Annotated in this window: 13 protein-coding genes; 9 read left to right on the plus strand and 4 right to left on the minus strand. The window is 60.9% G+C overall.

All coding sequences use genetic code 11. The features are described from left to right. The first annotated feature begins 207 nt into the window (after nt 1–207). The 4 genes from ACKLLE_RS01970 to ACKLLE_RS01985 are packed head-to-tail and all read left to right on the plus strand — an operon-like array spanning nt 208 to nt 3,739. On the plus strand, nt 208–1,206 hold the full coding sequence (locus tag ACKLLE_RS01970) for an NAD-dependent epimerase/dehydratase family protein (RefSeq protein WP_064301316.1): 999 nt from the start codon (nt 208–210) through the stop codon (nt 1,204–1,206). 5 nt (nt 1,207–1,211) lie between these two features. Then, nucleotides 1,212–1,934, plus strand: coding sequence for a glycosyltransferase family 2 protein (locus ACKLLE_RS01975; RefSeq protein WP_420056597.1), 723 nt, complete (start codon nt 1,212–1,214; stop codon nt 1,932–1,934). Beyond that, complete coding sequence (locus tag ACKLLE_RS01980) at nt 1,931–2,203, plus strand: lipid-A-disaccharide synthase N-terminal domain-containing protein (protein ID WP_279899855.1); 273 nt, start codon at nt 1,931–1,933, stop codon at nt 2,201–2,203. Before ACKLLE_RS01975 ends, ACKLLE_RS01980 begins: the two co-directional genes overlap by 4 nt. Nucleotides 2,204–2,206: 3 nt before the next feature. Continuing rightward, entirely contained in the window at nt 2,207–3,739 is a 1,533-nt protein-coding gene (locus ACKLLE_RS01985; RefSeq protein WP_420056598.1) for an ArnT family glycosyltransferase, read from the plus strand. 15 nt (nt 3,740–3,754) lie between these two features. Here ACKLLE_RS01985 and ACKLLE_RS01990 read toward each other — a convergent pair whose 3' ends face one another. Together ACKLLE_RS01990 and ACKLLE_RS01995 are read right to left on the minus strand one after the other, a co-directional pair. Further along, nucleotides 3,755–5,137, minus strand: a complete 1,383-nt coding sequence (locus tag ACKLLE_RS01990; RefSeq protein ID WP_420056599.1) for a hypothetical protein — start codon at nt 5,135–5,137, stop codon at nt 3,755–3,757. 497 nt (nt 5,138–5,634) lie between these two features. Continuing rightward, the gene (locus ACKLLE_RS01995; protein ID WP_009406939.1) at nt 5,635–6,657 is read right to left on the minus strand and encodes a zinc-dependent alcohol dehydrogenase family protein; all 1,023 of its coding nucleotides are present in this window, start codon (nt 6,655–6,657) and stop codon (nt 5,635–5,637) included. A 218-nt stretch (nt 6,658–6,875) separates the two neighbouring features. On the opposite strand from ACKLLE_RS01995, the gene ACKLLE_RS02000 reads away from it, so the two are divergent. Further along, nucleotides 6,876–7,790 carry a LysR family transcriptional regulator gene (locus tag ACKLLE_RS02000; RefSeq protein ID WP_009406938.1) on the plus strand — a complete coding sequence of 305 codons (915 nt, stop codon included), beginning with the start codon at nt 6,876–6,878 and terminating at the stop codon, nt 7,788–7,790. 18 nt (nt 7,791–7,808) lie between these two features. Here the strand turns inward: ACKLLE_RS02000 and ACKLLE_RS02005 are convergent, their stop codons facing one another. After that, entirely contained in the window at nt 7,809–8,513 is a 705-nt protein-coding gene (locus ACKLLE_RS02005; RefSeq protein ID WP_420056600.1) for an IS5 family transposase, read from the minus strand. A gap of 279 nt (nt 8,514–8,792) precedes the next feature. Continuing rightward, complete coding sequence (locus ACKLLE_RS02010) at nt 8,793–8,981, minus strand: hypothetical protein (protein WP_420056601.1); 189 nt, start codon at nt 8,979–8,981, stop codon at nt 8,793–8,795. Nucleotides 8,982–9,013: 32 nt separating this feature from the next. Between ACKLLE_RS02010 and yhhA the strand changes: the two genes are divergently transcribed. From yhhA to ACKLLE_RS02030, 4 genes are read left to right on the plus strand one after another with little or no spacing between them, the layout of a single operon-like run. Continuing rightward, entirely contained in the window at nt 9,014–9,196 is a 183-nt protein-coding gene (gene yhhA, locus ACKLLE_RS02015; RefSeq protein WP_374046954.1) for a YhhA family cyclophane-containing RiPP, read from the plus strand. A gap of 9 nt (nt 9,197–9,205) precedes the next feature. Next, nucleotides 9,206–11,380: a cyclophane-forming radical SAM/SPASM peptide maturase YhhB gene (gene yhhB, locus ACKLLE_RS02020; RefSeq protein ID WP_420056602.1), complete on the plus strand. Its 2,175-nt coding sequence runs from the start codon at nt 9,206–9,208 to the stop codon at nt 11,378–11,380. Beyond that, nucleotides 11,337–12,350: a hypothetical protein gene (locus ACKLLE_RS02025; RefSeq protein WP_420056603.1), complete on the plus strand. Its 1,014-nt coding sequence runs from the start codon at nt 11,337–11,339 to the stop codon at nt 12,348–12,350. Before yhhB ends, ACKLLE_RS02025 begins: the two co-directional genes overlap by 44 nt. Next, nucleotides 12,335–12,823, plus strand: coding sequence for a GNAT family N-acetyltransferase (locus tag ACKLLE_RS02030; protein ID WP_420056604.1), 489 nt, complete (start codon nt 12,335–12,337; stop codon nt 12,821–12,823). Before ACKLLE_RS02025 ends, ACKLLE_RS02030 begins: the two co-directional genes overlap by 16 nt. The last annotated feature ends 11 nt before the right edge of the window (nt 12,824–12,834 follow it).

Raw genomic sequence — 12,834 nt, forward strand, 5'->3', positions numbered from 1 at the left:
AACCCGCACCCACTCGGTGCCCTTACTGGCCCTATCAGCTACCACAGGGTTAGCGGCGCACACCGGACCTGTGGGAGCTGGATTGCCAGCGATGAGGCCAGCAGGCGCAATGAAAAAACGCCACATCCATTACAGCTTCGTTAACAAAGCTTAAACAAATAGCTGCCATTTTCCTTCAGCCAGCCCTCCAAGGATCCGCCCCACACCATGCCCGTCCTCGTCACCGGCGCCGCCGGCTTCATCGGTTTCCATCTGGCCCGGCGCTTGTGCGAGGCGGGCCTGGAGGTGGTCGGCATCGACAACCTCAATGCGTACTACAGCGTCGAGCTCAAGCACGCCCGCCTGCAACAGCTGGCGCAGTGGCCGAACTTCCGTTTCCGGCAGGTGGAGATCGCCAACCAGGCCGAGCTGCTGGCGTTATTCGCGGGCTTCGACTTCAGCGAGGTCTTTCATCTGGCAGCCCAGGCCGGCGTGCGCTACTCGCTGGACAATCCTGGGATCTACGCCCAGGCCAACCTGGTGGGCTTTCTCAACATCCTCGAAGCCTGCCGCCAGCACCCGCCGCGTCATCTGGTCTACGCCAGCAGCAGCTCGGTGTACGGTGCCAACGCCAAGCTACCGTTCGCAGTCGAGGACCCGGTGGAGCAACCGGTGTCCCTGTATGCCGCGAGCAAACGCGCCAACGAGCTGATGGCCCACAGCTATGCGCATCTGTACGGCCTGCCCATGACCGGCCTGCGCTTCTTCACCGTCTACGGCCCCTGGGGACGCCCGGACATGGCGCTGTTCAAGTTCACCGAGGCGATGCTCGCCGGCCGCCCCATCGATCTCTATAACCACGGCCTGATGGGCCGCGACTTCACCTATATCGACGATATCGTCGAAAGCCTGCTGCGCCTGCGCCTCAAGCCGCCATTGGCCACCAGCGGCAGCCCGCCCTGCCAGTTGTTCAATATCGGCCGTGGCGAGCCGGTGCGCCTGCTGGCGTTCGTCGACTGCCTGGAGAAAGCCCTGGGCCTCCGGGCGCGGCGCAATTACCTGCCGCTGCAGCCCGGCGACGTACTGGAAACCTGGGCCGACGTATCGTCCCTGGCGCGCTGGATCGATTTCTCACCCGGCATATCCCTCGAACACGGTGTCGGCCGGTTCGTGGGTTGGTACCGCGATTTCTATCGCGTCCAGCCTTCCCTTCAAGCCTTCAGGTAACCCCGATGATCGACGTTTCGGTATTGATTCCGGCGAAAAACGAAGCCGAAAACCTGCCGCCCTTGCTCGCCGAGATCCGCAGCGCCCTGGGTCACGAGCGCTATGAGGTATTGGTGGTCGATGACGGCAGCGAGGATCAGACCCTGGCGGTGCTGCAACGTCTCAAGGCCCAGGGTTTCGAGCAACTGCGCATTCTCCACCACGATCGTTCGCTCGGTCAGAGCACCTCGCTATGGCATGCCGCCCAGGCCGCACGAGGCGCATGGCTGGCGACCCTGGACGGCGACGGCCAGAACGACCCGGCGGATATTCCCGGCATGCTCGAACTGGCCCGTAAAACGCCTGGCCTGCAACTGGTGGCTGGGCATCGGGTCAACCGTCGAGACACCGCGAGCAAGCGCTGGGCCTCGCGCCTGGCCAACGGCCTGCGCCGGCGCCTGCTCAAGGACGCCACCCCGGACACCGGTTGCGGCCTGAAGCTGATCGAGCGCGCCGCCTTCCTGCGCCTGCCCTACTTCGACCATATGCACCGCTACATCCCGGCGCTGGTCCTGCGCCATAACGGACGCATGCAGGTGCATCCGGTCAACCACCGGCACCGTCGGGCCGGCACCTCCAAATACGGCAATATCGACCGCGCCCTGGTCGGCATCCTCGACCTGGTCGGGGTCTGGTGGCTGATCCGCCGCACGCGCCTCGATGCCCAGGCGCAGGAGCTCGCAGAATGACCCGGGAAACCCTTTGGCTGATCGTCGGCTTCGCCGGCCAGACCGTGTTCACCGGCCGCTTCGTCCTGCAATGGCTGTACAGCGAGTTCAAGCGGCGCAGCGTGATTCCGGTGGGTTTCTGGTACCTGAGCATGCTTGGCAGCGCCCTGCTGCTGAGCTACGCCATTTACCGCGAAGACCCGGTGTTCATCATCGGCCAGTCCTTCGGTTTCCTGGTCTACCTGCGCAACCTGCAACTGATCGCGCGCGACAAGCCGCAGGAGCCCTAGCCGATGTCCAGGTTCGCAACCGCCAGGGGCGAAGGCTTGGCCCTGGTCATCCTTGCCGTGCTGCTGATTGGCGCCGGGATCGGCTGGCGCCAGCCGATGAACGTGGATGAAGAACGCTTCCTGGGCGTCGCCCTGGAAATGCTGCAGAACGGCGACTGGTTCATCCCTCATCGTGCGGGGGAGATCTATGGCGACAAGCCGCCCCTGTTCATGTGGACGGTGGCGCTCTTCACCGTGCTGACCGGGCTGCCCAAGGTCGCTCTGTACCTGCCGGGGCTGTTGTCGGCGGCGACCATCACCGCAGTGCTCTACGACCTTGGCCGGCGCCTGTGGAACCGCCGCGTCGGACGCATCGCCGCGCTGCTGTTCCTCGCCACCTACCAGAGCTACAGCATCCTGCGCACCGGGCAGATCGACAGTTTTCTCTGCCTGTGGGTGGCCCTGGGCTTTTACGGGCTGATCAGGCATCTGTTGCTGGGGCCGGCCTGGGGCTGGTTCCATGCGGGCTGCGTGGCGATGGGCCTGGGCATCATCAGCAAGGGCGTTGGCTTCCTTCCGGCGTTGATGCTGCTGCCCTACGCCTGGGCTGTGCATCGGCGCTGGTCCGGTGTGACGATCATGCCCGGCCAGGGCTGGCGCTGGGCACTGGGGCTGGTCTGCGTGCTGGGTGGCTGTGCGTTCTGGCTGCTGCCCTTGCTGGCATCGATCGCCCATGGCGGGGGTGCGGCGGAACTGGCCTACCTTAAGGAGATCCTCCTGCGCCAGACCGCTGCCCGCTACACCAATGCCTGGGACCATCGCGAGCCGTTCTGGTACTTCTTCAGCAGCGTGATTCCCAAGTACTGGCTACCGCTGCTCCTGGTCCTGCCGTGGACGATACCGGCGTGGCGCCGACAACTGCGCAAGCACGACGGGCGCTTTCTGGTACTGCTTGGCTGGGTCGTGCTGGTGCTGCTGTTCTTCAGCCTGAGCAGTGGCAAGCGCAAGTTGTACATCTTCCCCGCCCTGCCCGGCCTGGTGCTGGCGATTGCGCCGGTGCTGCCGTGGGTGCTGGGGCGCTGGTTCCAGGGCCGCGCGGCGTGGCGCAAGGTGTTCATCATGCTGGCGGTGGTGTGGTTCGCCCTGTGGTTCATGCGCGGCGTGGTGGAACCCTTCAAGGAAGGGCGCAATCCCCATGAGACCCTTATGGCCGAAGCAGCCGAGGTTACCGGCGGCGCCGAGCTGGCGCTGGTGCAGTGGCGCGAGGGGCACTGGCTGTTCGCCCGGCAGCCGATCGTGCATTTCGGTTTTGCCCGCTCCACCACCGAGAACGCGCTGTTCTGGATGCGCCAGCATCCGGGTACCTTCGCCCTGCTGCCGGAGACCGGGCTGCAGCGCTGCTTCGATGTCGGCAAGGCACGCAAGCTGGGCGATACCTCGCGGGCACGCTGGTATGTGGTGGGCGGCGATGCGGATAACCGCAAGTGCGAGGCGGCGGCGCCGGATCAGGTGTACCGGTTCGCCTGGAGCCATGGCTTGGGCCGAACGTCACGCTAACCCGCGTCGCGTGTTCTATCTTGCCGGACCCACCAGGGGCGACCTGCGATACAGCGCCCGCAATGTCTCCATCGGCAACCCGGTGGTTCCCGTCAGCCACTGCATCACCGGATCGGTGGCCGGCTGCCCTTGCAGGGCCTTGTGCAGGTACGGCAGCGCAACCAGCATGCCGGGGTGGCAGCGACGCAGGAAATCCTCCAGGCGCCGGCCTTGCTCGACGATCGGCGCAAACAGAAGGCATACCCATTGCGCCTCGCTGACACCCCAGGCCTGTGAGGCGAAGTCCCCGGCCAGACGGCGCACCTGCTGCAGGTCTTCAGTCTCTCGCCAGGGTCCGAGCAGATCCTCGCGCAGGACCGCCGGCAACCCCTGGTCCTGCATTCCCGCCTCGCTGCGCTGCAGGTACAGGTCCAGGCTGTCCTGGTAACTGCCGTCCTCGATGAACTCCCTGCGCAGCCCGGCAAGGTGCATGCGCAGCAAGGGATTGCCGACTTCGCAACGGGGGAAGCCGAAAGCCCATGGGTCATGCTCGAAGCGCAACAGTTCGGCGAGCAGGCGGCCATGGCCGCAGGCCGGGTCGTAGGTCAGGTCGTCGATGGCGATGAAGCGCGGCATGCGCTGACGCGTGTCGAACCCCTTGGCCTCGGCCGTACTGTCCTGGGGCCGGGGCATGCGGTACTCGTCGCGGATCCCCGCGACCACCTCGAACAACGCCCGGGGAAAGGCTTCGACCGGCCGCACCCGCGGCACCCCGACCGCACGCATCATGCGCAGGGCAGTGGCCATGAAGCGCTTGCGCTCGCGGCCCGGCGTGCCGCTGATCAGCACATCCACCCCACCGTTCCAGGCGGCGCCGAGACGATGCAGGTCGGCCAGGTCCAGGTAATGGCGGTGGCCCAAGGCCATGCGCCCATCACCACCGGTGAGGTGCCCGGCCATCAGCACCGCGTGCCGGTCGGCCTGCTGTTGGCTGCGACAGATCGGCTGGCGCGCATCGAAGGCACGAACCTGGCCGTCCTCCAGCATCAGCAGTTCGATCCGTGGATCGTCATGCACCACCAGCGCGGCGAAGGCGCGTTCGATATTACTCAGCACCACCGTTGGCATATCACTGTGCCGCGCGGTGGCGATACGCAGGGTGAAGGTACCTGGCGAGCGCGCCGCCAGGGTCAGTTGCGCTGCGCGTAGAAAGGCCAGGCTCTGGGTGCTGTCCTGGCTGCCGGTGTGCACCAGCATCACCTTGAGCCCGCCGATGCACTCCAGGCCGCCGGCAATTACCAGCAAGCGCTGGATCAGCAGCTGCAAGGAGGCACGCTGCCCCTGGGTCATGCGTTCCAGCACCCGTTGCAACACTTGCTGATAGACATACTGCATGGCCTGGTCGTGAATCGCGCCCATATTCATTTCCCTGATAATTTTCGCAACCATTAAAAACTTGATGGCCAACCGAAAAGTACATACGCGAAGTTCAACGTAAGTATTACCGGAAGGCACAGCAACTCGATTGAAGGAAACTTCCTACGCCCCTACAAAATCAATGTGCAAGTTGTAGGGCGTCGCGATGCAACCTTCCTGCGGCCGATAGCGGGCAACGCTGCCAGGGCTGCGGCCCGGCCGGCAAATTCAACGGGCATATCTCGCTCCTTGAGACAAAGGGCAGAACAATTTCTGGTAGCGAAGAAGTACGTGTCACGTTGTGTACGGTGATTTGCGCACAACCAAAGGTAATTCTACGGACACTGCCGTACTTGCATTCCGACAGGAACAACATAGCCCAAGCCATGTCCTTAGTCCCTATAAGACTGATAGGAAATTTCTGAAATTTAAGAAAGCGATATTCACAAAAAGCCCGAGCAGATGCTCGGGCACGACAGGGAGGGTGACAACAGCAGGTATCAGGCGTCCGGCAATTGCAACACGACACGTCCGCCGCAAGGGCATTCGTCCATGTGCCGGTGGGCTTCCACGACCTGCTCGAACGGATAGACTTGGATGATCTGCGGCAGCAACTGACGGTCTGCGGTGAACTGGTTGATATCCCGCAGCGCGCGGTGCAGGGCGACCTGGTCCTGAGTAATGCCCAGCTCCGGCTTGCCGGTGAAGTTGCTGATGCAGTGGACGAAGAACTGGATGTTCTTCTGGAACGCGGCGCAGGCCGGGAATGGCGTCTGGTTGCCACCCTGCAGGCCGTACAGCACCAGGCTGCCGCGCGGCGCCAGAACATCGCCGAGCAGCGACATCTGCGGCCCGCCGAGACCGTCGAGGACCATATCGACACCGCGGTTGTCGGTGTACTTGTTGATCTGCATGAGCAGGTCCTGCTCCTCGGTGACGATCACCTTGTCGGCACCCAGCTTGAGCAGGGGCTCGCGCTCGTCGGCCTCGCGGGTGGCGGCGATCACCTTCAGGCCCAGGGCCTTGCCCAACTGCACGAACGAAGGCCCGGCGCAGTGGCTGGCGTCGGTGATCAGCGCGGTCTGCCCGGCCCTGGCGCGAGCCAGGTCGACATAGGCGAAGTAAGCCATGAGCAACGGCGTGTAGTGCACGCTGGCCTCGATCGGGCTGAGGATGTCCGGGTAGCGGGTCAGTGCCGTGCGCGGCAGCACGATGATCTCGCCGTAGACCGGATGCTCGTTGGGGCTGGTGGCCGGAAAACTGGCGACCTTGTCGCCCACGGCCAGGTCGTCGACGCCCTCGCCCACCGCGGTCACCACACCGGCCATTTCATGGCCGATACCGACCGGCAGGCGCGCCTGGGACGGTGCCAGGTTCTGCCGCCAGAGCACGTCGTACCAACTGACGCCAATCGCCTGGACGCGAATCTGCACCTCCCCGGCAGCCGGCGCAGGCACGGGCAGCTCCTCGATCTTGAGCACCTCGGCCTGACCGAACTTGTGGAAACGGATCATGCGGGACATCGCAAACCTCGCCTAGTGAACCTCTAATGCCCTGAACTCTATCGGGGCTTTCACGGTTAGACCATCAGTGGTCATTAATAGTCGACATGCTTGTCATCGATTGGGCTCATGCTACGGTGCTTGCCGTAGACTGGCACGCAGCCATAATCTGTGCCGCAGGGTAACAGCCTTTACCCGCAGGAAGCACCCCCGCCCTACCCGCCACTGAAGCGAAGCCGATGAACCGAAACGACCTGCGCCGCGTCGATCTCAATCTATTGATCGTCTTCGAGACCCTGATGCATGAACGCAGCGTCACCCGCGCCGCGGAGAAACTGTTTCTCGGACAGCCGGCGATCAGTGCAGCGCTGTCGCGCTTGCGCACCCTGTTCGACGACCCGCTGTTCGTCAGGACCGGGCGCAGCATGGAGCCTTCGGCGCGGGCACAGGAAATCTTCGCCCTGCTCTCCCCGGCGCTGGACTCCATTTCCACCGCCGTCAGCCGCGCCGCCGATTTCGACCCGGCCACCAGTACCTCGGTGTTCCGCATCGGCCTGTCCGACGACGCCGAATTCGCCCTGCTGCCGTCGCTGCTCAAGCGCATACGCGCCGAAGCGCCGGGGGTGGTGCTGGTGGTCCGAAGGGTCAACTACCTGCTGATGCCAGGGCTGCTCGCATCCGGGGAAATCTCGGTGGGGGTCAGCTACACCGACGACCTGCCGGCCAATGCCAAGCGCAAGGTACTGCGCCGCAGCAAGCCCAAGCTGCTGCGGGCCGATAGCGTACCGGGCTCGTTGAGCCTGGATGACTTCTGCAAACGGCCGCACGCCCTGGTGTCGTTCGCCGGAGACCTGAGCGGCTTCATCGACGAGGAACTGGCCAAGCTGGGGCGCCAGCGCCATGTGGTGCTGGCGGTACCGCAGTTCAACGGCCTCGGCAGTCTGCTGACCGGGACGGACATCGTCGCCACGGTACCGGACTACACCGCCGACATCCTCACCGCCGCCGGCGGCCTGCGCGCCGAGGAACTGCCGCTGGAAACGCGCACCTTCGAGCTGCACATGGCCTGGCGGGGCGCGCAGGATAACGATCCGGGGGAGAAATGGTTGAGGTCGAGGATTCAGATGTTCTTCGGCGACCCTGACAGTCTTTAGGGGCTTCGTGCATGCTTGTTAGGCCCTGTACGAAAAGAGATGTCGCAAATACCGCATGGAGCAAGCCAGTGAGACCATCGCGGCATAACTTTTCGCGAGCTTGTTGAAGCGGGTCACTATTCGGCGGTTCTCTTTCAGCCAGCCAAACATGCGCTCGATGATGTTGCGCTGTCGGTATTTGGGCCGGTCAAACAGTCTTGGTAAGCCAGGCTTGAGCTTGCGCTTCATCGAGCGCAACGGGATGACGGTCGCAGTGGCGAGCAGCCATTTGCAGCGCTTGCGCGGGCGGCCACGTTGGCTCGATGGAGTGCTGACCTCGTCCAACAGTGGTTGTGCGTAGCTGATGTCACTGGCTTGACCGCCGGAGAGGAGAAAGCGCAGCGGTGTTCCGTTGGCGTCGCAAAGCATGTGGACTTTGGTAGTCAGGCAGCCGTGACTGCGACCTAGAGCATGATCGGCAGGCTCGTCAGCCCCCCTTTTTTCCCGGCGCCAGATGAGGCTTGGGGTTGCCTGTACTGCGGTTGAGTCGATCATCCAGGTTTGCAGATCGATCAAGCCTTGCTCATTCAATCTCGGATGCAGACGTTTGAGCATCTGCTCGAAAGTCCCTTGGTTTCGCCAGCCCCGAAACCGTTGATACGCCGTTGACCATGGGCCGAAGCGCTCAGGCATATCTCGCCATGCAGCACCCGAGTAAAGCACCCACAGCACGCTATCGAGCATCAGGCGGTTGCTTAGTCGGGGCCGGCCTCGGCCATGGGTTTCGATGAAGAGATCGGAGACACATCCCAGGCCTCGTCCGTGAGTTCGTAGCGCCTTGCCATCACAGAATTCCTTTCCGTTAATGGCGCGTGACTCTACAAAACCTCAGCGCTGGAGGAGCGACGATTAGGATTCTCGGGATTTCGTACAGAGCCTACGTTAGCTGAGTGAGGCACCAATGCAATGCCAAGGCCCGCCCTCCTTGGCCCGATAAGACCAACGAGCCAGCTATTGGCAAAATCAGGCCCACTCACTAAAGAAATATTCACTTACAAATTTTAAAAGAATCTCATTTTGAGCTTGGATTGCGGTCTTATTCGGCTCAATGCGCATTATTTTCTTAGAAAAACCCGGTAAAAAACGCGATCCCGCCCCCCTATCGTTGATTGGATCCACATCTTGAATTGTCATGAGGGGGTCGGTGATCATGCTGGCACATCAATATGCAATGGAGCTCAATGATGTCGTCAGCAGCACTGAAAATTGACGAGTCGACCTCGTCGACTATCCGCCAAAGCTTGTCCAAAGGCCAAAGCACCAACCCTGCAATCCAGCGCCTGCGCTCTCGCGTACTGACCGAGTCGGATGTCGGCCAAGTCATTACCAGCTACGACCGCATGCACCACCGTCACAACCGTTCGTGAGTCACCTGCATGGACGCCGCTAAGTTCTCGTCGTTTTTGGTTAAGGTGGCATCGCGATGCAACCTCGATTGCGATTATTGCTACGTCTACCACCACGCGGATCAGAGTTGGCGCTCCATGCCCAAGTTCCTCTGCCTCGAGCATCGCGAGGCATTTGCCCGCCGGCTCGCAGAATACATCCAGGCCGCTGATCTCAAGCATTGCGCAGTCATTCTCCATGGGGGGGAGCCGCTATTGGCCGGAGCGCAGATACTGGCCGACTTCGCAGCCCTGCTCCGCAAGCAATGCACCATCCAGGTTGATGTCAGCATGCAAACTAATGGATTGCTGCTGACTCAAGAGGCGCTCGACATCCTTGCAGCAGCAGACATTGGTGTATCTCTGAGCCTGGATGGCCCGCGCGCCGCAAACGACAAACATCGTTTGACGAGAAAAGGGCGTTCCAGCTTCGAAGCTACCGAGGAGGCCCTGAAGCGGCTTGAACAGTATCCATCCATTTTCGCAGGCGTGATTGCCGTCGTGGATGCGTCCACAAGCGCGACGGAAATGTTCGAGTATTTCAACCAGTTCACCATCCCACGCCTGGACTTCCTGCTGCCTGATGCCCATTGGCTGCGTCCACCTCCCGGTCGAAATCAGAATCCCGGGCTGTATGAGCAGTGGCTGGTGAACGCCTTTGATGTGTGGTTTGACCACTATGCCCATATTCCGTTGAGGACGTTCGAGGCCTTGCTAGATGTCTGCTCAGGCTTACCCTCCGGGACAGACGCATTTGGCTTCGGTGATGTTAGCCTGTTGTCGATCGAAACGGACGGCAGTTACCACGATCTCGATGTCCTAAAGGTGACCCAAGACGGAGCAACACGCCTAGTAGGTACCGTTGTGGACACGCCCATTTCCGAAGTCGCACACTCTACGGCAATAGCTCAGCATCGTCGGTTTTTGCGCAAAGAAGGATTGTGTGACACCTGCAAGTCCTGCGAGATAGTCGACATTTGCGGTGGTGGATCCCTCCCCCACCGCTTCGCTGAGAACGGATTTGTCAATCCAACCGTGTACTGCAACGAAATGAAGCGCCTGGTGAGGCATATCAGCCAACGTCTGAGCGAACACCTAGCGCTTTGTTCAGAAGATGAAACTACGCAGCCTCTGCCGGATGCATTCGTTCTGGATGAGTTTGAACTGGCTGAGAACGCTGCCACTCATCTGTCGCACCTCTACTACAGTGCTTTGGTCGATGCCGTGCAGCGCATGCGGGACGCATTGCAACTTTACGCTGATGACGACTGCGCGGTTCAACTGCTGTCTCTAGACGGCACTCGCTTTGAACATATCGCCGCATTACCCGGGTCGATCGCTTGGGCCAGCGCCGTCCTCGCGCGGCATCGAGGGCACGCCTTGTTTGCAGTCGACGGCCAGCCGATCGATATCAACACTGCTTATCTGAGCAATCTCGTTCGACATGCTGGGCAGCTTCCCCCTTGTTCTGAACTGGCCATAGCCAAAAACGATCTCTGGCTCAGAGCCCCTTTTGGCACATCCATCTATTTCGAAAGTGAGGAGTTGACCCCGGCTGGTGTCGAGCTGGTCAACCAGGCGCTAGAGATTGTCCGGGCCTGGCGACCGGCGTTGGCTGCGGAGATTCTAAAAGCCTGCAGCGCTGTTCAGTTCGTACGAGATCCTTCAGCGGATCCTCGCAAGATCGTTTCTTTCAGCGATAACTCAGTCCCTGGCGCGTTGTATGTGTCCATCTCGCAGGGAGATCGACTGATTGATCCCTACGATCTGGCTGATTCGTTGATCCACGAACATCGCCACCAAAAACTGTATCTGCTCGAGCGCTTTGCACCGACGGTAGAACGCACCTCTGCCCAGGTCGTCTCGCCATGGCGAGAAGATCTGCGCCCACCTTCTGGCTTACTGCATGCTGTGTTCGTATTCGTTGAGCTTCGGCGGTTCTGGTTGCATGTAAGAGATCACGGGCCCGCTCAGCTCAATTCGCGGGCGGTCAACCAGCTCGCAGATACTGATCTGCATCTCAGCCAAGCGTTTGTCACACTGCAAAGTTGCCCTTTGACTGTTATGGGGCAGAACCTAGTCGATGTTCTCCAACGAGCAGCTCTTGAAGGTGATCAGCAGTATGAGTCGAACCCTGACCATTCCGCTCTCCAGACTGTCAACTGACCCTCAGATCCGACACGGGCAACTACGCGACTACTTTTGCGACAAGGACGCAGTGGCCACGCAGGTTGGTAATCAATGGTCATTGAGTTTGTATTGGTCTGACGACCCCTACCGCTACGTGGATCCTCGACTTGAAGAGGGGCTTGCTTGGTGGGGTGGACAACTTCGGTACCAGGACATGTCGGCAGCACGTAAGCGCAGGGGCAAAGTGCTGCTGTCGCTCAATGACACCTGGACACTGGAGAGCTGGAGCGAATGGCTTGCAAAGCAGCCGAAATCTTGCGAAGTCGTCGTGCTCCATGTTGATGACCATATGGATCTAGGTGCGCCTCGGATATTCATGGAGTCTGCCGCATGGTTGGATCCCATTGATAACCGGCAAATCGACCTTCTGAAGCCCGAGTCGATCACTCGCGCCATCCATAGCGGTGCATTAGGCATGGGAAGCTTCCTCACACCATTCCTCCACCGCTACCCCCTGACTGACGTGCGTCACCTCTGCCAAGCACCGAAGTGCATCGGAACGATTGATTCGGTGATCAAGCTCAAAACCGATGCCGATTCCCTGCTAGATCCTTCTGCGAGGAGGCTCGTTGTTTCGTTGGAGGAGGACGCGCCCGGTGCAGGCAAGGGGCGCTATCGTTTTACGTCCGACCTAGATGCTTGGCTTGAAGGCTTGAGTGCAAGCGATGCCGCCATTCTGCTGCACATAGATATGGACTACTTCTGCAATCGCTACGATGGAGACAGCGATCACATTGAACAGCCGGGCCCACTGGACGTATCGCTACCCTGCGTATTACTGATGATCGACAACCTGATCGATGCATTACGCCGGCACAACCTTCTGGATCGACTTGCAGATATCGTGATCGCGTTCTCGCCTGGCTTCTTCCCTGCCGAGTTCTGGGAGCCAAGCTGTGACCGTCTTCTGTCGGGTTTAGGAGAGGCACCGTGGCAAGACCGGTAAAAGAATCGAAAGCACGGGCGACGCCTCGCAAAACGCCGAAGCCACCCGCCGTGCCCGCGAAATCCAAGCTCGGCCCGATTGCCCGTGAACATGTCCACTTCGTTCGCACCCCAGGAACCCGCGATCATGGTGGCGGGCCTGGCGGAGAGGCATGGATTATCCTCGCTGAAGGGAAACGGGCAGGCACAGCCTACATCAATATGGTCGAAGACCCTCAAAGAGGCCTTCACGCCTCTTTTCATGTCTTTTTGAACCGCCCCAGTCAAGGTCGGCAAATCGGTCGTACAGCCTATGAGCTGTGCTGCCAGGAAAGTCAGCACGACATCATCTTCGCCCACATGCGCAAATCAAACATCGCGTCACGTAAAGCCGCAGAGCATGCGGGCTTTGTGAATGCATCCGCTCCAGATGACGCTCAGTTGGTCATGGTGTGGCGTAAACCCAAGCCCGCCGCTGAGACCGCCCCATTATGAAGAAGGACAGC

This window comes from Pseudomonas bharatica, from assembly GCF_048586865.1.
GTDB classification, from domain to species: domain Bacteria; phylum Pseudomonadota; class Gammaproteobacteria; order Pseudomonadales; family Pseudomonadaceae; genus Aquipseudomonas; species Aquipseudomonas bharatica.